The 16,302-nt window shown below is 61.2% G+C and carries 17 protein-coding genes; 6 read left to right on the top strand and 11 right to left on the bottom strand.

The window, feature by feature from the left end:
* Nucleotides 1-3: 3 nt before the first annotated feature.
* The gene (gene pdeM, locus FHS83_RS03350; protein ID WP_167080895.1) at nt 4-693 is read left to right on the top strand and encodes a ligase-associated DNA damage response endonuclease PdeM; all 690 of its coding nucleotides are present in this window, start codon (nt 4-6) and stop codon (nt 691-693) included.
* A gap of 125 nt (nt 694-818) precedes the next feature.
* On the opposite strand, the gene FHS83_RS03345 is transcribed toward pdeM, so the two are convergent.
* The 7 genes from FHS83_RS03345 to FHS83_RS03315 form a co-directional block, all read right to left on the bottom strand.
* Entirely contained in the window at nt 819-1,562 is a 744-nt protein-coding gene (locus tag FHS83_RS03345; RefSeq protein ID WP_167080892.1) for a TIGR02186 family protein, read from the bottom strand.
* Nucleotides 1,559-2,476, bottom strand: a complete 918-nt coding sequence (locus FHS83_RS03340) for a sulfite exporter TauE/SafE family protein (protein WP_167080890.1) — start codon at nt 2,474-2,476, stop codon at nt 1,559-1,561. The genes FHS83_RS03345 and FHS83_RS03340 overlap by 4 nt, the downstream gene beginning before the upstream one ends.
* Nucleotides 2,477-2,627: 151 nt before the next feature.
* Nucleotides 2,628-5,087, bottom strand: coding sequence for an SEL1-like repeat protein (locus tag FHS83_RS03335; RefSeq protein ID WP_167080888.1), 2,460 nt, complete (start codon nt 5,085-5,087; stop codon nt 2,628-2,630).
* Between the two features lie 221 nt (nt 5,088-5,308).
* Nucleotides 5,309-5,974 carry a CAP domain-containing protein gene (locus tag FHS83_RS03330; protein ID WP_167080886.1) on the bottom strand — a complete coding sequence of 222 codons (666 nt, stop codon included), beginning with the start codon at nt 5,972-5,974 and terminating at the stop codon, nt 5,309-5,311.
* 212 nt (nt 5,975-6,186) lie between these two features.
* Complete coding sequence (locus FHS83_RS03325) at nt 6,187-6,843, bottom strand: SdpI family protein (protein WP_167080884.1); 657 nt, start codon at nt 6,841-6,843, stop codon at nt 6,187-6,189.
* Nucleotides 6,822-7,109 (bottom strand): autorepressor SdpR family transcription factor, encoded by a 288-nt coding sequence (locus tag FHS83_RS03320; protein ID WP_167080882.1) that lies wholly within the window; start codon nt 7,107-7,109, stop codon nt 6,822-6,824. The genes FHS83_RS03325 and FHS83_RS03320 overlap by 22 nt, the downstream gene beginning before the upstream one ends.
* Nucleotides 7,106-8,041, bottom strand: a complete 936-nt coding sequence (locus FHS83_RS03315) for an alpha/beta hydrolase (RefSeq protein ID WP_167080880.1) — start codon at nt 8,039-8,041, stop codon at nt 7,106-7,108. Before FHS83_RS03315 ends, FHS83_RS03320 begins: the two co-directional genes overlap by 4 nt.
* Before the next feature lie 149 nt (nt 8,042-8,190).
* Here FHS83_RS03315 and FHS83_RS03310 point away from each other — a divergent pair, with 149 nt between their 5' ends.
* Complete coding sequence (locus FHS83_RS03310) at nt 8,191-8,793, top strand: glycosyltransferase family protein (RefSeq protein ID WP_243846183.1); 603 nt, start codon at nt 8,191-8,193, stop codon at nt 8,791-8,793.
* On the opposite strand, the gene FHS83_RS03305 is transcribed toward FHS83_RS03310, so the two are convergent.
* The 3 genes from FHS83_RS03305 to FHS83_RS03295 all read right to left on the bottom strand — a co-directional run bounded on the left by FHS83_RS03305 (nt 8,790) and on the right by FHS83_RS03295 (nt 11,279).
* A complete protein-coding gene (locus FHS83_RS03305) occupies nt 8,790-9,359 on the bottom strand; it encodes a septation protein IspZ (protein WP_167080878.1) in 570 nt (189 codons plus the stop codon). The genes FHS83_RS03310 and FHS83_RS03305 overlap by 4 nt on opposite strands.
* A 6-nt stretch (nt 9,360-9,365) precedes the next feature.
* Nucleotides 9,366-9,917, bottom strand: a complete 552-nt coding sequence (locus FHS83_RS03300) for a hypothetical protein (protein ID WP_167080876.1) — start codon at nt 9,915-9,917, stop codon at nt 9,366-9,368.
* A 90-nt stretch (nt 9,918-10,007) separates the two neighbouring features.
* A complete protein-coding gene (locus FHS83_RS03295; protein ID WP_167080874.1) occupies nt 10,008-11,279 on the bottom strand; it encodes a hypothetical protein in 1,272 nt (423 codons plus the stop codon).
* A gap of 388 nt (nt 11,280-11,667) precedes the next feature.
* Between FHS83_RS03295 and FHS83_RS03290 the strand changes: the two genes are divergently transcribed.
* Nucleotides 11,668-13,437 (top strand): patatin-like phospholipase family protein, encoded by a 1,770-nt coding sequence (locus FHS83_RS03290; protein ID WP_167080872.1) that lies wholly within the window; start codon nt 11,668-11,670, stop codon nt 13,435-13,437.
* Here FHS83_RS03290 and FHS83_RS03285 read toward each other — a convergent pair.
* Nucleotides 13,434-13,907, bottom strand: coding sequence for a cytochrome c oxidase assembly factor Coa1 family protein (locus tag FHS83_RS03285; protein WP_167080870.1), 474 nt, complete (start codon nt 13,905-13,907; stop codon nt 13,434-13,436). The genes FHS83_RS03290 and FHS83_RS03285 overlap by 4 nt on opposite strands.
* 113 nt (nt 13,908-14,020) lie before the next feature.
* On the opposite strand from FHS83_RS03285, the gene FHS83_RS03280 reads away from it, so the two are divergent.
* The 3 genes from FHS83_RS03280 to FHS83_RS03270 all read left to right on the top strand — a co-directional run bounded on the left by FHS83_RS03280 (nt 14,021) and on the right by FHS83_RS03270 (nt 16,288).
* Complete coding sequence (locus FHS83_RS03280) at nt 14,021-15,100, top strand: class I SAM-dependent DNA methyltransferase (protein WP_167080867.1); 1,080 nt, start codon at nt 14,021-14,023, stop codon at nt 15,098-15,100.
* Between the two features lie 15 nt (nt 15,101-15,115).
* Nucleotides 15,116-15,715, top strand: a complete 600-nt coding sequence (locus tag FHS83_RS03275; protein ID WP_167080865.1) for a DJ-1/PfpI family protein — start codon at nt 15,116-15,118, stop codon at nt 15,713-15,715.
* A gap of 147 nt (nt 15,716-15,862) precedes the next feature.
* The gene (locus FHS83_RS03270; RefSeq protein WP_167080863.1) at nt 15,863-16,288 is read left to right on the top strand and encodes a hypothetical protein; all 426 of its coding nucleotides are present in this window, start codon (nt 15,863-15,865) and stop codon (nt 16,286-16,288) included.
* The last annotated feature ends 14 nt before the right edge of the window (nt 16,289-16,302 follow it).

The raw sequence follows: 16,302 nt of genomic DNA, 5'->3' as shown, positions 1-16,302 counted from the left end.
ACCATGACTCGCGATCCCTGCCGCATCCTTGTCGCTGGTGAAGACCTCGTGCTGGAACCCTCCGGCGCGCTGTGGTGGCCGGCGGAGAAAACGCTGGTCGTCGCCGATTTGCATTTTGAGAAGGGCTCGTCCTATGCGCGCTCGGGCCAGTTCCTGCCGCCTTATGATACACGCGCAACTTTGCGCAAACTCCAAAGCGTGATCGTCCGGCTGGGCGCCGAAAGGGTGATCGCGCTGGGGGATTCCTTTCATGATGATGGCGCGGGCGCCCGGCTCGATCTTGAAGAACGCAGCGCGCTATCGTCTCTCACCAAGCTCCTCGAATTCATCTGGGTGGAAGGAAATCACGATCCCAATCCGCCCGCATGGCTCGGCGGGCGTGTGGTTGCAGAAATGGTGATCGGCGCGCTGGTCTTCCGGCATATTCCGGCTGAGGGCAATCGCATGGGCGAGATTGCAGGCCATCTTCATCCTGCCGCCACTCTTTCGCGCGGTGGGATGCGGCTGCGCAAGCGCTGTTTTGTGTCGGATGGCAGCCGCCTCATCCTGCCTGCCTTCGGTGCCTATACCGGCGGGCTGGATGTGCGCGATGAAGCCGTGTGCTGCCTTTTCCAGAACGGCTTTGGGATTTATGCGCTCGGCAAGGAAAAGGTCTATTTCATCGGCGGCACGATGGCTGCGCTCACAGGTTAGCGGCGCAGCCAAAAATTTTCACGCGGAGACGCGGAGCCGCAGAGAAAGTTTTCCTCACCCCAACACTGAGCCGGTGCCAAAGAATTATTGCGGTTCGCTCCGCGCCTCCGCGTCTCCGCGTGAACCTAGCTTCTCTTGAAGAAAAACGTCGAGCCCCAGCCGAGTAATATCCCCATCAAGACCGTCGCCACGCCGTAATAGAGCGGTTTTTGATGGGCGAATTCGAACAGCCGCCGTTCAAAGCCCGCCTGGTCGACATAGAAGGGCGTCGATTGCGCCGCGATCACATTGCCATCGCGGAAAAGATAAACTTCCACCGTATAAGACCCGCGCGGCACAGAGGCTGGCACCGGCACATGCACCCGGAAAGCCGTGCTTTGCTGTTCCACCCCGGCGGGGTTCTCGCGATAAAGCCCGCTTTTTTGTTGGGCGCGGACCAGGGCGGCCTGATAAGGGCGTGCACTGCCGTCGCTCGCCACGACCTCGGCCTGCAGATTGTTGAGCCCAAGCTCATAGCGGCGCAGGGTTTCGCCCGAGGCGATATTCGCGAGCGGCGCCGTGCTGGCGACGAAATAATAGGAAGGCAGCCACATCTTGGCGCGGGCGCGATTGATCCAGATGCCCGCCACGCGCTCTTTCTTGCGCACGGTCTGCAGCGCGTCAGGCCCACGCACCACCACCACGATCTGGCCCTTCAAACTGTCCGGTCCCACATCGCTGGAGTTTTCCAGCGCCCCGAAAACGGTAATCTCCGAGCCCTGGAAATTGGAATAGATCTGCAGGTAATCCTGCGACAGCATCGAGGTCAGACCCTGCTCGGCGAAAGCGGGGGCGAAGAACAACAAACATGCCAGCGCCAGCGTTCTCATGAGAGCCCCGACAGGCTGTAAACATCCTCAGGCCGCAGCACGAATTGCAGCGCCATGCCGATGCCCACTGCAAGCACCAGAAGCGCCATCAGGAAACGCAGCTCCTCGCCACGCAGCTTGGCGCCCCAGCGCACCCCGAACTGCACCCCGAATACGCCGCCCAGGATCAGAATCATGCCGAGTACGACATCCACGGTGAAATTGTCGACGGCGTGCAAAATGGTCGTGGAGGCGCTGACGAACAGCACCTGGAACATCGATGTTCCCACCACCACATTGGTCGGCATCCGCAGCATATAGATCATGGCGGGCACCATCAAAAACGCGCCGCCCACCCCAAGGACGGCAGACAGCACGCCCACGATAAAGCCCAAGACGACCGGCGGAATGGCGCTGATGTAGAGCCTCGACTGGCGGAAGCGCATTTTGAGCGGCAGGCCGTGAATCCAATGATGCTGGCCGGAGCTGCGCCCGTGACTGGGGCGGCCTTCCTTACGGGCGCGCCAAGTACGGATGCTTTCGTTCAGCATCATCGCGCCGACCGAGCCCAGAAGGATCACATAGCTCGCTTGCACGCCGAATTCGACTTGGCCCATGCGGCGTAACACGGCGAAAATCCACACCCCTGCCGCCGATCCCACCAGGCCCGCGATGACCATGACGAGACCCATTTTGAAGTCGACTGTGCCGCGCTTCCAATGGGTGAGTACGCCGGAAAAGGTCACGCCTGCGATCTGGCTAGCGGTAGTGGCGACGGCCACGCCGGGCGGAATGCCGTAGAAGATCAAGACAGGCGTCAGAAGAAAGCCGCCGCCAATACCGAACACGCCGGAGAGAAATCCCACCCCGAAGCCAAGCCCCAGCACAATCAGCCAGTGGACCGACATCTGGGCGATGGGCAGGTAGATTTCCATCCGGGAAAATTTCGAGTTGTTGCAAAGCCTTGGTAATTGGGCCTGAGCGACTTTGCGTCCTCATCCCTGGCGGGTCAACCGCAACAGGGCAATAACCTATCCAAGAGCTGAAACAAATCAGGGCGGCCGCGTAGAGGGCCGCCCTTTGCAATCAGCCGCGCGTCACGTCACCCACAGTGGGGGCGACGTTGGCCCTGGCGTCGAGCTGGCCGGGCCGGAAAACGTCAGCAGCATGCTGGGCTGCCGCACGCGCTTCACTGTCGAGCTGGCTGGCGATGGCGTTCAGGCGCGACTTGGATTCGCCGTCCCCCTGCGCCGCTGCGATAGCATACCATTTATAAGCATCGACCAGGTTCTGCGGCACGCCAAGGCCGCGCTCATAGAGCACGGCCAGATTGAACTGGCTGTCGGAGAGGCCGAGATTGGCTGCCTTCAGGAACCAGCGCGAAGCTTCGGTGTAGTTCTTGGATGGGCCATCGGTGAAGGCGACCGCGAGGTTATGCATCGCCTTGCGATTGCCTTGATTGGCGGCGGCTTGATACCAGCGGATCGCCTTGGCGGCATCGGCGGGAACACCGCGGCCGCGCTCGAACATGGTGCCGAGGCGGTATTGCGCCACCGGCTCTCCAGCTTCGGCCGCTTTGCCCAGCCATTTGGCGGCTTCGGCGAAGTTTTCCGGCACGCCGTCATGTTCGAGATATTTCAGCCCCACGATAAGCTGGGCTTTGGCGTTGCCGCCATTGGCCGCCTGAGTCAGCCGGTCGAGCGGCGCGCGCGCATTCAGCTGATTTTGCGGCGGCAGGGCGGCGAGCTGAGACGCGGGTTTGGAAGGTTCTGGCGCAGCAGCATTCACCTGCTTTGGATTGGCAGGCGCCGTGTTTGCCGGCGCGGTTGTCGTGGCATTGGCCGGGCCCGTATGAGCCGGGGCAGAGGCGTCCGCCCCAGGTTTAGCCTCGCCTTCTGCCGAAGCGTGCAGATCGGGCGCGGGCGTCAGGGCTTTCTGAGCCACAGGCTGCGGCGGCGCCATCAGCTTGGTGTTCTGGCGAGATAGAATGGCGCCCGCGATCACGAAAATTGCAATCAGGGCGACCAGGAACACCACTAGCGGGCGGGTTTTCTGCGTTTTTTCGGGCTTTGCCTTCGCGGTAGAGCCCCAGCGCAGATTGCCGCTTCGCTCAGCTTCCTGGGCGGCGGCAGCGCGGGCCGAACGGCGGGCGGCGGCGAGATAGGATTCCACCGTCGGCGGCACATCGCTCTGCGGCGGCACAAAGGCTTCCGCCGGAATTTCGTAATTCGGCAGCGGATCGGTGAAGGTCGGCGGCGGCGCAAGCGGAGGCTCGGCCACAGGCGGCGGGACTTCATATCCCGGCAGCGGCCCAAAAGCTGCGGCTGGCGGCGGGGTGAAGCTCGCCGTAGCCACGCTTGCAGAGGCCAGAGGCGGCGGCGTGAAGGCGGCGGTCGCCATCGGCGGCGGGGTGAAAGGCGGCGGCGCTACCGGCTCGATCTGCGGCGGCAGCTCTTCGCGGGGTTTGTCACGTTCGGCAAAGGCGCGCCATTCGCTGGCCGCATCCCGCTGGGTTTCTTCGAGGGCGTCCAGCCGGGCGACCAGCTTTTTCAGATGATCCTCAACGCCGGAAAGCGTCTGCTTGTCGTCCAAGCCGTCTTCGAGGCGATCGGTGACATCGGCGAGATTGCGTTCCAGGCCCGAGAGGCGGCGGTCGAGCGCCGGGTCCTGGTGGTTTTCTTCCAGCCGGCGCACGCTGTCTTCCAAGCGCTCGATAGCCTCCATGGGGGAGGGCAGGCGCTTTTGGGCGTCAACTGCGTCGAGGGCGCGAGACAGCGATGCCGAGGTGGCTTGGCTTGTGGTTTCCAGCGATTTGACGCGCTCATCGAGAACGGCAAGCCGCGATTCCATCGATTGGGTCAGGCTTTCGGCCATCGCCTGTGTGGCCGCAAGCGCGTCCTGGCGCGTCTGGCTCACCCGGCCGGCTACGGTCTCAAGATTATTGGCGAGGTTGGAAATCTGCTGCGCCGATTGATTGGCGGTCTCGCTGATCTGATCGGCAAGACGCGAAAGGCCTTGATGCAGAGCCTTCACGGCTTCGCGCATGCCTTCGCCGCTCTCGCGGCCTTCCACCCGCCCCAGCCTTTCGGCGAGCATGGTGAGCTGGCTGCCGAGCTGTTCGAAAGCTTGGGATTGCTCGCGGGCGGTGATGTTCATCTCCACCGCGGCTTTGGAGATCACCCGGTTGCTTTCGCTCTGGCTGCGTTCGGAGGCATCCAGCCGCCGCGCCATGGTGCGCATCTGATCTTCGATACGGCGGTAAACGTCGGCGGTCTCGGCCTCGCTTTTGGAGACCCGGTCCAGCATGGCATCGCTTTCGCGGCGCTGGCGGTCGGCATGGCTGTCAGGTTCTGCCCGGTATTCCCGGGCGGGCCATTCGGAACGGGCGTCGTTCATGGCGATATACCCCGGCTCGGTAAGGCCAGAGACGATCCGGCGGGTGAGCCATTCGCCCACAGACAAGCCTTCCCGGCGCGCTGCCGCGCGGGCTGCTTCGCGGGCCTCTGCTGAGATTCCCGCGACATTCCATGGCAAATCTGGCCGCATCTCGTCTCTCGTGACGCATCCTCCCCCACATAAAGTACCGGTGCCAAGATGTGGTGTAAAGGAACGTGCTGTATTTCAGGAGCCAAGGCTCGTGTTTCGCCCATAGTCCTAAAATTCGCCCTAAGAAATTAAGAGACCGTTATCGCAAACAAACCTTTAAGGTTTGGGGGCAGGCAACGGCCCGGTTTCCGGGCGTTTTGGGCTTGGGGTGGGGGATTATCCTACTGGGAAGGTCCCCCGCCGATGGCGCCGCGCAGCATCAGGGGGGCTTTGTTGTCGTTCGCGCCGTCTTTGGGCAAGGGCACGGTCTGAACGTCCGGGGCGTTGCCCGGCTTGTCGGTGATGCCAAGATCGCTGGTGAAGATCTGCGCCACATAAACGGTGTCGGCATTCACCGAGGCGCCCACCCCGGTGCGGTCGTATTCGGCAAAGGAGAGGTTCTCCAGATGTGGCTTGGAGGCGGTCCAGCCATCGACAAAGCGCTTGGCGAAGACCTCCACATCGATGCCGTCCTTGGCCGTGAAGCGCTGCGCGGCGACGTTCTCGCCGACAAGGCCCTGAAACTTGGCATCGGCATTCATCAGCATGGTGGCCGAGACATGGGGGTCCTCCCCGGAGGAAAAGGAATTGGTGCGCGCCATCTCATCGCTGCGCTTCTTGGCGATGACCGATAAGGCTGGGTCCACGAGCATGATACGGGCCTTGGGATCGGTCTTGGCGCGCCGTTCTGCGACGAGGGCGATAATGCGTTTTTCCAAAAGCGGCATCTGTTCGGCGGGCAGCGGTTTTTCTGGCTCGAAAATCCCGGCGCATCCAGCGAGAGCCAGCCCTGCAAGGGCCAACGCGGCGATACGCGAAATCTTCTTGCCCGCGGGCTCTTTGCTCAACGTCCGCTTGTTCAAAATCACATGAATGCAGGAGCTTTACGAATAGCCCTCTGCTCCCAATCCGAAAGAAACGATGCTCCTTTCGACATATCACATGGCGGACAATTGGAAATGGTTTTGGGGTCGTAGCTGCGGGATTTCCTTCCGTGCGCCGTTTTCAGGGCACAGTCAGCGCCTGTCATGGTGTATGCGCGGCAACCTTGTCCTCCGGCCTACATCCGCCGGTTGGGATCGCGGCGCCAATAATGGCGTGAAAGGGGGATACATAGGGCTGTCATAATGACGACGCCGCTCAACAGCACGCCATGGCCGATCAGTGGCCCGCCGGCGGCCAACGCGGCAAGGCTCGCAAGGCCCGTCGCCACACAAAGCCGTCCCGCCAACCGGTTGGTTTTATCCCATGCAAGATCGCTTTTCTTGGTCCATGGCGTGCGCACGCCGATCAAGGGATTTGGCCGCGTTTTGCCAAGGCTGTTGCCAAGCACCGTCAGAAGCAGCGCAGGCACCAGCACGCCGGTTCCGGCGATGGCCGGATGAAAACCGCGCGCGGCGAAAACCACTATACAATGGCCGACAAACACCGCTGTCACGGCCCCGAGCCAAGCCGTGATGAAAGCGCCTTGGTAGGCGGTCTGGTGGTTCGATTGGGAATGAGCGTAAAGGGCAAAGACGATGGTCAGGCCCAGGGCCAAAAGAGGTGCCCAGAAGAGTGCCACCTCGCGTCTGGCAAAGCCATTGGCTTGGCCGTGCTGGCCGAAATGAATGGCGATCAGGCCATTGGGAGAAAGATGCGGCCAAGCCCACAGGCTGATGGCGATCATGCCAAGGATCAGAGCGAGGCTCAAAATCAGCGGCGCGCGGGTTTCCATGCCTTATCTCCTTCGCCCATCAGCGACAGCATTGCCGCCAAGGCTTCTTCCATCACGCTCATATTCAAGCGGTAGAGAATGGTGGTGCCGCGCCGCTCGGTGGTGACAAGGCCCGCGGTTTTCAAGACCGTGAAATGGCCTGAAAGGGTCGGCTTGGCGAGATCGAAATGGGTAGCGATGTCACCTGCGCTCATCGCGCCTTCGCGCAAGAGTTTGAGGATTTCGCGCCGGACAGGATGGGCGAGGGCATCGAAAACGTCGCTCATTTCAGGCCTTTCACGAAATCCACCACATTCTGCACCACGCCCGGCGCGAGCGGCAGTGCGGGATCGGCATAGGTCGCGACATTGGCGGCGCGCTCGGCAGGCGCAGACTTCAAGACATGGTTTGTGCCGTCGAGCAGTACCAGCTTGGCTTTGGGGGCGCCTTGGGCGAGGCGTTCGACATTTTCCACCGGCACTTGGATGTCATTGCGCCCTTGCAGAATAAGAACCGGCGCCTTCACCGCGCCCAGCGCTTGGGCAGGATCGACGCTGATCCAGGAGGCCATATAAGGTTGGATCGAGGGGCGGAAAATTGCCGCCCAGCCATGCGGGACATCGCCGATCATCTCGCCTTTTTTCAGTGTGGCGAAATAACCCTTGGCTTGCTCCAAAGCTGCCGCGGGAAGGCCCATTCCGGCGAACTGTTTCAGCATGATTTCATCGGCGGGAAAGCCTGCACCCGCCACCGAGATCACGCCGCAGACTTTTGTCTTGGCAGCCGCGAGCGCTGCGATCAGCGCGCCTTCGGAATGACCGAACAGCACCACGCAGGTCACATGCGGCTGGCTCCTGAGCAATTCGGCAAAGCCCGCGGCGTCATCGACGTAATTTGAAAAACGCAAATCCTCTTCGCGCGTCAGCGCGGCTTTGCTCGCACCAATACCGCGCTTGTCATAGCGCAAGGAGGGGATGCCCTCTGCCGCCAGCCCTTGTGCCAGAAGCTTATAGGTTGCGGGCGTCACGCCGCCGATGGAGGAATTGCCGTCGCGGTCGGTCGGGCCGGAGCCTGCGATGATCAGCACCGCGGGGCCATCCTTGAGATGCTCCGGCGTTTCTAACGTACCTTTTAGCGGCCCCAAGCTCACCTCTTGCTCGGCGGCGCTCGCCGCCCCGCTGAGGCTCAAAAGCATCGTCAAGGCGATCGCGATTTTCATGGCCAGTCTCCATTATTCGTAATTTAGGAAATTAGCGAAATATACGCAAGCCCCTCCGCCACATCTCGTGACAAACTCCTTCCTGCGGTAACCGGTTGGAAACCATATTGGCCTCGTATGGCGGGGAGGTATTCGCGAAAGCGCTGAGCATGGCCGAGCTTCCCAAAATCGCGGTCGCCTATCCTTCCGGCGATATGGTGCATGCGGATTTCGCGCTGGCTTTGGCGGGCATGTGCCTTTCGGTGCATCCGCTCGATGTCACGATCATCAACACCAAAAGCTCGATCGTGGCCGAGGCGCGCAACATGGCGGTGGAAAACGCGCGCGAGGCGGGAGCCGATTATTTGCTCTTCCTCGATAGCGACATGATCTTTCCCCAGACCACGCTCTACCAGCTTCTGGTGCACCAAAGAGATATTGTTGGCGCGGTCTATACCAAGCGCGTAGCGCCTTATGATCTTTTAGGCACGATGTTGCCGGATGCTGCCGCGCCCACCCCCGAAGGGCTGGTCGAAATGCTGCGCCTGCCCACGGGCTGTCTTCTGATCAAGATGAGCGTGTTCGATGTTTTACCGAGGCCCTGGTTCCGCTTCCTCGTGGATGAGGAGAATGGCGGGCTCTTGGGCGAGGATTATGTCTTCTGCGATATGGCGCGCGCGGCGGGCTATCGGCTTTGGGCCGATTTCAGCTTGTCGCAACAGCTCGGCCATATCGGCCAGAAAGTCTGCCGCCTTCCCACGGTAGAGGCTTAAGCGGCGGCTTTCTGCTTCTCCGCGCGCATGCCGGCTGCGATCTGCTTATGAAAGCAGAGATAGAAGATTCCGAACAGAACGGCTTGGGCGAGCGTCGGTCCGAGCAGGGCATAAGCGGCCCAGAAATTCGGGCTGAAAAGCTTGACCACCACGACATTGGCAACGGCGAGCACGAACATCAGCGCCGCATAGGCATAACCCGCTTTGGCGATCTGGCGCTCTTCAAGATGCGCCACCACGAAAGGCGGCAGATAAGGCTCCATCCAATCTCGACGCAACATCACCACGCCAAGGGCGAACCACAACAGGCTCGGCTTGATCATGATGAAATGCGGGCGATGGAAAAGAATGGTCAGGCCACCGAAGGTCGCGATGAGGACAAGGCTCAACCAATGCAGCGCGCCGATCTTGTGCCCGCGAAAATGCATATAGAGCGTCTGCGCGACGATCAGGCTGATGCCCACCGCCGTGGCGGGGTAAACGCCCACCGTCCAGAACAAGGCGACAAACACGAACGTGGCCAAAAGGTCCCGGAGGATGGGAAGCACGGCCTTGACCAAAAGCATCTGTGTTCAGCGCCTTTTGAGAAAGAGGAGGATAGGGGCACGCCCGGTGTCGATATAGACCCCCATTTGCCATGTAAAGGTAAGTGCTGCCCCGAAGAGTACAAGGTCACCGGCGCTCGCCCAGCCGGGAGAAAGGCTGTGATTGACGCTGCACAAGGCGTCAATGCCGCAAAGAGCGGCGAAAGCACTGGCCCAAATTGCGGTAAGGAGTGTGTGGGCCCGCACCAGAAGCTCTGGTTCCTGTTCGGTCTTCAGCCAGACATATTGGCTGGTGAAGGGGCGGCGGGTGGCCATGGAATAGAGAATGGCGAGGAAAAGTCCGCCCTCAATGATGAGGCCGATCTCCGCTTGGCTACTGCCCGGGCGGATGAAGCCCTCATACAGCGCCATCGCCCCGAACAGCACCAGGCCCGCACCATCGAAAACGCGAATTTTCCCGGTGGGGCCGAAATAGCTAAGGCCCACGGCGAAAGCCGCGGCAAAGCCGAGCCACAGCGCCAGACTGACGGAGAGCGGCGCCACCACGAACAGGATCGCAGACGGCAGGAAAGCGAGCACGGGCGCTCTCAGGGTAAGAGTTGGGCAAAAAAAAGCCGGGTGCCTTTTGGAGCACCCGGCCGATAAAGACAAGTGTAAGCTTGGACAGGCTTATTTCGCCGGAGCCGGGGCAGCCGCAGCGGCGGTCTTGCCATAGCGGCGGTCGAGATAGAGGTTCCAAAGCTGGGCAGCGCGGCCAAGGGCGGCGTCGCCTGAGAATTTGGCCAGAGTCGCCTTGGCGGCGGCTTCATCGCCCTGCTTGACCTGGCTCATGGCGAGCACGAGCTGGGCTTCACCCACGCCAGCGCCACCCGCGTCGATCGCCTTCTGAGCGGCGCGCGCGGCTTCCGCATAACGCGCATAACCAAAATAGGCTTCCGCAACGTTGGCAAGATCCTTGGAGCTCTTCGCCGACTTTTCGACGGTCGCAAGAATGGGTTCGTCCTTCTTGGCATCGTCGTTGATCTGCTTCATCACCGGAGCAACCTTGGCAGCGATCAGCGCGCCCTGCTGCACGCCCATCTGCAGGAAGGTGCGGGAATCACCCCAGCTACGGATCGCGTGCGCGGAGTCTTCAGCTTCCAGGAAGTTCTGGCCGACCCAGGTCGCACCCGACTGAATGCGCAGGCGGTAGAGGTTGAGGGCGGCGATCTTCTTGTTGCCGGGCGGCAGGATTTCCATGGAGAAATCGAGCAGGTAACGCCAGTCATCAGGCTTACCATAGTCGCGGGCCATCAATTCGAAGGCCTTCACTTCGTTGGCGCGATCCTTCGCCTTGTCATAGGTGAAGGCGATGATCTGATAGAGGCCATAGGGCGGGATCTTGCCAGCGGCATTGGCGGCATCGATGCCCTTCTGCGCGAAGGTCAGGGCGTTGGCGCTGTCGTTGCTCTGGTAATAGGCCGCGGCCATCGCGTTCCAGACTTCCGGCGACTTCACATTATACTTCACCGCAAGCTGACCGAGTTCGATCACCATCGCGTTGTTGTTGGCTTCATTGGCAAGCTGAATGGCCGGCGCGATCAGGGTGTCGCGATCTTCGGGCGGCGTGGCCGGGTTCTTCACCACCGAGACGAAGGACTGACCGGCTTTGGCATGGTCATTGGTGTTGAGATAGGCCACTGCGAGGAGGCGCTGGGTCAAATACTTGTCGTAATCGGTGGCTTCGGCCACGGCTTCGGCCTGATGGCAATTGTCGAGAGCCAGCTTCCAATCCTTCGTGTCGACGCCCTTTTTGCATTCGACCAGGAATTTGCTGACGGCCTTGGAAACCTTCGGGGCCTCGGCCTTTTTTTCTTCGGCCTGGGCCGAGGTTACTGCAAGCGCCATCGCGGCGAACGGAAGGCAGGCGATCGCAGCAGCCCGCAAAACACTCTTGTTCATGGAATCCTCACCTAGCTGTCACGCGATGCACCGCGTTGGGAGCCCGCATCGCGCATCTTCGCATACTATGCAACTTTATTATGGCGAACCCCTGCGTCGAAGTCGCCAAAATGGGAAATGTTGGCTCTGGTTGCCGCAGGGTGCCCAACGACACGATTTTAACCATGCGTGGCAGCGCCGCACAGTATTTCTGCTTAGCTGCGGGCGAGTGGGTCGGGCGCCCCGAAGCCGCCAGGTAACAGTCGGGAAGAATTGGATTTTTCCCCAACGTTGTGACCTTTCTGGGCAAACTTGCACGCGCGTCCCGGGGCGCCCGCCACCCAGGATCGGCCCTTGCCCGCGTTAAGGGTGAGCGCCATGGTGAAGTTGAAGCCGAAGGGACCAGCGGATGCTCCCCTTTCTCTCCGCCTTGCGCCTTTCGGAGTCCTTGCTCGACCGGTTCCTGGCGGAAAAGCTCAGCGGTTTTCCGCTGTTCGATGGCCTCTCCATTTCCGCGCTCAGAAGGCTCGCCCCCTTTGTAGTCTGGTTCGGCCTGCCGGGCGGGTCTCGGCTTTGCCGTCAAGGTGGGGAGGAGGGGGCGCTCTTAATGGTTCTCACCGGCACGATTGGCATTTTTCGTGATGTCGGGGAGGAGAAGCGGCGCCTTGCCGCCGAGCTTTCACCAGGTGCTGTCGTAGCCGATCCCGCCTTTGACCGCAGTGTCGATCTCATCGCCTTGCGCGATAGCGAGCTGATTGAGCTGACGCCCGCTGCCTTGGAGATTTTGGCGGTGAAAAAACCGCGTTTGTTTCTCGAGGTGATGAAGGAAACCGCTGCGCGCGGTGCCGCCAAACCGGTCCGCAGCCGCCCCAAAACCTTTGCGCTGGTGCCGTTGCAGGAAGGACTTAGTGCGCATCCTATTGCCGAGCGTCTAGCGATGGCGCTGGACGATATGGGGGCGCTTACCGGGGTGGTGGATGCCTCTGCGGCGGGGCGTCAGGCCGAATGGTTCGCCAATTTCGAAAGCGCGCATGATGCGGTTTTCTATCGCGGTGATGTTCCCGATAGTGCTTGGACGCGCCTCTGCATCCGCCAGGCGGATCGTGTCCTCGTTATCGCCACGGTGGATCGGCCTTTGCCGCGCAAGCCGCTTTTAGGAGGCAAGGAGCGTGTTTGCGGCCTTCCCGAACTGATTCTGCTCCATCCCTCGGGGGTGCCGCGCGATGCGGTGATCCTCGGAGAGCGAGTCGAGACCCACCATCACATCCGGGAGAATCGCCCCGATGACATCAGGCGGCTGGCGCGCTGCATCTCCGGGCGGGCCGTGGGGCTGGTTCTGGGCGGCGGTGGGGCGCGCGGCTTTGGCCATATCGGGGTGGTCAAAGCGCTCGCCGAAGCCGGTGTGCCGTTCGATTACCTCGGTGGAGTCTCGATGGGCGCGATCATCGCTGCCGGTCTTGCAGCCGAATGGAGCATCGAGGAATTGACCGTGCGCCTGCGCGAATCCTTTGTCCGGCGCAATCCCCTATCCGATTACACCTTGCCGCTGATCTCGTTGGTGAAGGGGCGGCGCATGTCCAAGCTTCTCACCCGCCATTTCGGCCGCGTCCGTATTGAGGATTTGCCGAAGCCCTTTTTCTGCATCTCCGCTGATCTCACCACAGGTCATGTGCATGAACATCTGCAGGGGCCACTCTGGCGTGCCTTGCGCTCCAGCGCCGCGCTGCCGGGCATCGTGCCGCCTGTGACCTCGCGAGGCCATCTTCTGGTCGATGGCGGGGTGATGAATAACCTGCCGGTGGATGTAATGCGCCGCCGCCGTATCGGGCCATTGCTCGCCAGCGATGTGACGGGGGAAAATGACTTCTCCGTGCGTGATACGCGCTATGGCGAACATCATTCCTTAAAACTCATCTGGCAGCGCATGCGCGGCATGCCGTCGATTTTCGATATTCTGATGCGCACCGGTACGATGGGCTCGGAAGCGCAGCGCCGCCTGGTGCGCGATGAAGCCGATTTTCTTTTTGAGCCGCCGCTCGCCGGCATCAATCCCTTGGATTGGAAAAGCTTCGATCGCGCCATCGCCGAAGGCTATGACCACGCCCGCGCCATGATCGACCGCCATGGCCTGCCGCTTACGGATCGCTGGAGCGACGGCCCGGCGGTGGTGAAGCGCTAAATACTATTCTGCAGCATCGGATTGGGCGGGGGTGTTCCGATAAGGTAATACGTCCGCCCCTCGCGATCGGTCAGGATCATCAACGTGATCTTGGGCTCGTGTCCGCTGACATCGAGATCGGCTTTCACCTCACCCGAACCGCGCGAGCCCGCCACTTTCAGCACATAGCGCGCATTGCCGCTCCGCTTGCCCTGGTCTGTGTCGGCGGAATAATTGAAGGTGCTGAGCTCGATTTCCATCACCTTGATGTTCTCACCCAGCACTTCGGCAGCTTGGGCATCATGCGACAGGGTGGCGATCACCGTCTTGATCCGCGCGTCGCTTGAAAAGCCTTTATAGAAATACCAGGCGCTGTAACAGAACACCGCCGTCAGCACGATGGCGACCGCCGCCATGCTCCCAAGGCACCCCCACAGGCAGCTGCGATTGGGACGGCGCTGCTGTTGCTCTTCGGCATACGAATCCATCATTCCCTCTCAGCACGGCGTGCGTTGCGCGAAGCCTAAGCGCGTTGCCGCGATTGCCGCAAGGGTGCGCGCCGTCCTATGGTGGGGGCTCCGAAAACCCACGCAGTTTTTCACGCATGCAAGAGTCTTATGACGAGAATCCGCTGGATACAGCCGCCACGCTGATCGAGGAGGGGCGCGCTGCGGAAGCTGCCAGCTTGCTGACCGGGCTTGTGTCACAAACCCGTGGCGGTTTGACCGCGCGATTGCTTCTGGCACGCGCCCTGGAAGCCTCAGACCGGCTGGAGGAAGCGCTCTCAAGCGCGGATGAAACTGCAAAGCTTTATCCCGATGTGGCCGAGGCCGCGCTCGCCCATGGCGCCATGCTGCTCGCCTCTGAAAATCTTCCCGATGCGATTGGCGAATTGCAGCGCGCGCTGCGCCTTGATCCCGAAGAAGCTGAGGCGCGCTATCTTTTGGGTTGCGCTTGGCTGGAGGCGGGCGAGGCGGAAAAGGCCCTCGCCGCATTCGCATTTCTTGCACCCGAAGAGATGCCGGGTCTCTCCGAACGTATCGCGCAAGCTGAAGCCATGCAGGCGCAGCAGCGTTCTGATGCGGGCTATGTGCGCCATCTCTTCGATCAATTCTCAACCGATTACGATCAGCGCATGCTGGGTCAACTTGCCTATCAGGCGCCGCAAGCTTTGCGTGAGCTCGCGCAGCTCGTGATGCCGGGCCTCACCGATCTTGCCATTCTCGATCTTGGCTGCGGCACCGGGCTTTCGGGCGCCGCCTTCAAGGATCGCGCCTCCCATATGACCGGTCTCGATCTTTCCCCCGCCATGATCGAGAAAGCCCGCGCCCGCGGTGTTTATGACGATCTTATGGTCAGCGATATCGAAAGCGGGTTGGGTGAGGCGGCGTATGATCTCGTCCTTGCCGCCGACACACTTGTCTATATCGGTGACCTTGAAACCACTTTCGCGGCGGTGGCAGAGGCGCTTCGCTCCGAGGGCTATTTCCTCTTCACCACCGAAGCCAAAGAGGGCGAGGGTTTCGAGCTTGGCCCTAAGCGCCGCTGGCGTCATTCGGAAGCCTATTTGAAAGAGATGGCGGCGCGTCACGGATTTTCCGTGGCAGGCCTAATGCAATGCGTGCCGCGTCAGGAAGCACATGTTCCGGTGCCTGGTTTCGCCGTAGCCTTGGTGAGGTCCTGACCGAGAAGGTATCCCATGCGCAGTATCGGCATCCTCATTTTCGATGATGTGGAGGAACTCGATTTCGTCGGGCCATGGGAAGTCTTCACCATGGCCAATGAAGTGGCCCAGCTCCAAAGCCTGGAGCTGCCCTTCGAAGTCCGGCTGATCGCCGAGAAGGATACGCCCGTGCGATGTGCCAAAGGGATGCGGGTACTGCCCGATAAGATCTTGGCCGGGGTGGAGCATTTGGATGTCCTTCTCGTCCCCGGCGGCCAGGGCACGCGGCGCGAGGTGGATAATCCGGCGCTCACCGCCTTCATCACGAGGATTTCATCGCGGGCCGAATGGGTCACCTCGGTCTGCACCGGGGCATTGCTCCTCACCGCGGCGGGTCCAGCCCAGGGTAAACGGGTCACCACCCATTGGGCCTTTGTGGAGCAGCTGTCGGCGCGGGGCGAGGCGCGCGAGGTTGTGTCGGGCGAGCGCTATGTGCGGGACGGGAATCTGGTGACCGCCGCTGGGGTTTCGGCCGGAATCGACATGGCACTGTGGCTGGTCGCTGAAATTTGCGGCGTTGATTTCGCGCGGATTGTGAAAAAAGCCATGCAATATGACCCCGCTCCGCCGGTGTGAGCCGGGATTACACTTTTGGACCCTCTGGTAACGTGCCGCGGCTTCCCGCTTTGTGGCCTCCGAGAAACTATGCTTATCTCCCCGCCGGTTGGGCCGGAACCCGGTTGGAAATGCCCGCCTTCAAGACGATAGGGGAGTTTCAGGAACATGTTTAAACGCGTTTGTCTGATTGGCGCCGCTCTGATGGTTGCAAGCCCTGCGCTTGCCCAGAACGCCTGCGGCACGCCCCCGGTCGCCCCGGCGATCACCGGCGCCGCCGATCTTTCGGGCAAGTCAACCGATGACGCCCACAATCTGGTGCTCGCCGCCCTCAAGGGCGTGAAGGGCTATCAGGGCTCGCTCAGCACCTACCGCGAATGCCTGGTGACGCAGACCAACGCGGCCAAGGCTGCGCAGGCTGCCGCAAAGGACGACAAGGAAAAGAAGGCGGCCACCGATCAGATCGCCACGATTCAGACGGCTTACGACAAGACGGTCGACACTGAGACCCAGGTTGTCACCGATTACTCCAATCTGCACACCGCCTATTGCAAGATGGGCGACGGCCTGGCCGGTTGCGCCAAGCCGAAATAATCTTTGGCGCCTCC

This window comes from Rhizomicrobium palustre, from assembly GCF_011761565.1.
In the GTDB taxonomy this organism is placed as follows: domain Bacteria; phylum Pseudomonadota; class Alphaproteobacteria; order Micropepsales; family Micropepsaceae; genus Rhizomicrobium; species Rhizomicrobium palustre.
Note: the sequence above shows the minus strand (reverse complement) of the source record. Positions and strands in the feature narration are given on the sequence as shown.

What these genes read in the sequence shown, in the direction of transcription:
- FHS83_RS03340 (WP_167080890.1), bottom strand. Translation starts at nt 2,476, where the DNA reads ATGGAAATCTACCTGCCCATCGCCCAGATGTCGGTCCACTGGCTGATT.
- FHS83_RS03280 (WP_167080867.1), top strand. Translation starts at nt 14,021, where the DNA reads ATGCAAGAGTCTTATGACGAGAATCCGCTGGATACAGCCGCCACGCTG.
- FHS83_RS03335 (WP_167080888.1), bottom strand. Translation starts at nt 5,087, where the DNA reads ATGCGGCCAGATTTGCCATGGAATGTCGCGGGAATCTCAGCAGAGGCC.
- FHS83_RS03310 (WP_243846183.1), top strand. Translation starts at nt 8,191, where the DNA reads ATGGCCGAGCTTCCCAAAATCGCGGTCGCCTATCCTTCCGGCGATATG.
- FHS83_RS03325 (WP_167080884.1), bottom strand. Translation starts at nt 6,843, where the DNA reads ATGGAAACCCGCGCGCCGCTGATTTTGAGCCTCGCTCTGATCCTTGGC.
- FHS83_RS03290 (WP_167080872.1), top strand. Translation starts at nt 11,668, where the DNA reads ATGCTCCCCTTTCTCTCCGCCTTGCGCCTTTCGGAGTCCTTGCTCGAC.
- FHS83_RS03315 (WP_167080880.1), bottom strand. Translation starts at nt 8,041, where the DNA reads ATGAAAATCGCGATCGCCTTGACGATGCTTTTGAGCCTCAGCGGGGCG.
- FHS83_RS03275 (WP_167080865.1), top strand. Translation starts at nt 15,116, where the DNA reads ATGCGCAGTATCGGCATCCTCATTTTCGATGATGTGGAGGAACTCGAT.
- pdeM (WP_167080895.1), top strand. Translation starts at nt 4, where the DNA reads ATGACTCGCGATCCCTGCCGCATCCTTGTCGCTGGTGAAGACCTCGTG.
- FHS83_RS03295 (WP_167080874.1), bottom strand. Translation starts at nt 11,279, where the DNA reads ATGAACAAGAGTGTTTTGCGGGCTGCTGCGATCGCCTGCCTTCCGTTC.
- FHS83_RS03345 (WP_167080892.1), bottom strand. Translation starts at nt 1,562, where the DNA reads ATGAGAACGCTGGCGCTGGCATGTTTGTTGTTCTTCGCCCCCGCTTTC.
- FHS83_RS03305 (WP_167080878.1), bottom strand. Translation starts at nt 9,359, where the DNA reads ATGCTTTTGGTCAAGGCCGTGCTTCCCATCCTCCGGGACCTTTTGGCC.
- FHS83_RS03320 (WP_167080882.1), bottom strand. Translation starts at nt 7,109, where the DNA reads ATGAGCGACGTTTTCGATGCCCTCGCCCATCCTGTCCGGCGCGAAATC.
- FHS83_RS03270 (WP_167080863.1), top strand. Translation starts at nt 15,863, where the DNA reads ATGTTTAAACGCGTTTGTCTGATTGGCGCCGCTCTGATGGTTGCAAGC.
- FHS83_RS03285 (WP_167080870.1), bottom strand. Translation starts at nt 13,907, where the DNA reads ATGATGGATTCGTATGCCGAAGAGCAACAGCAGCGCCGTCCCAATCGC.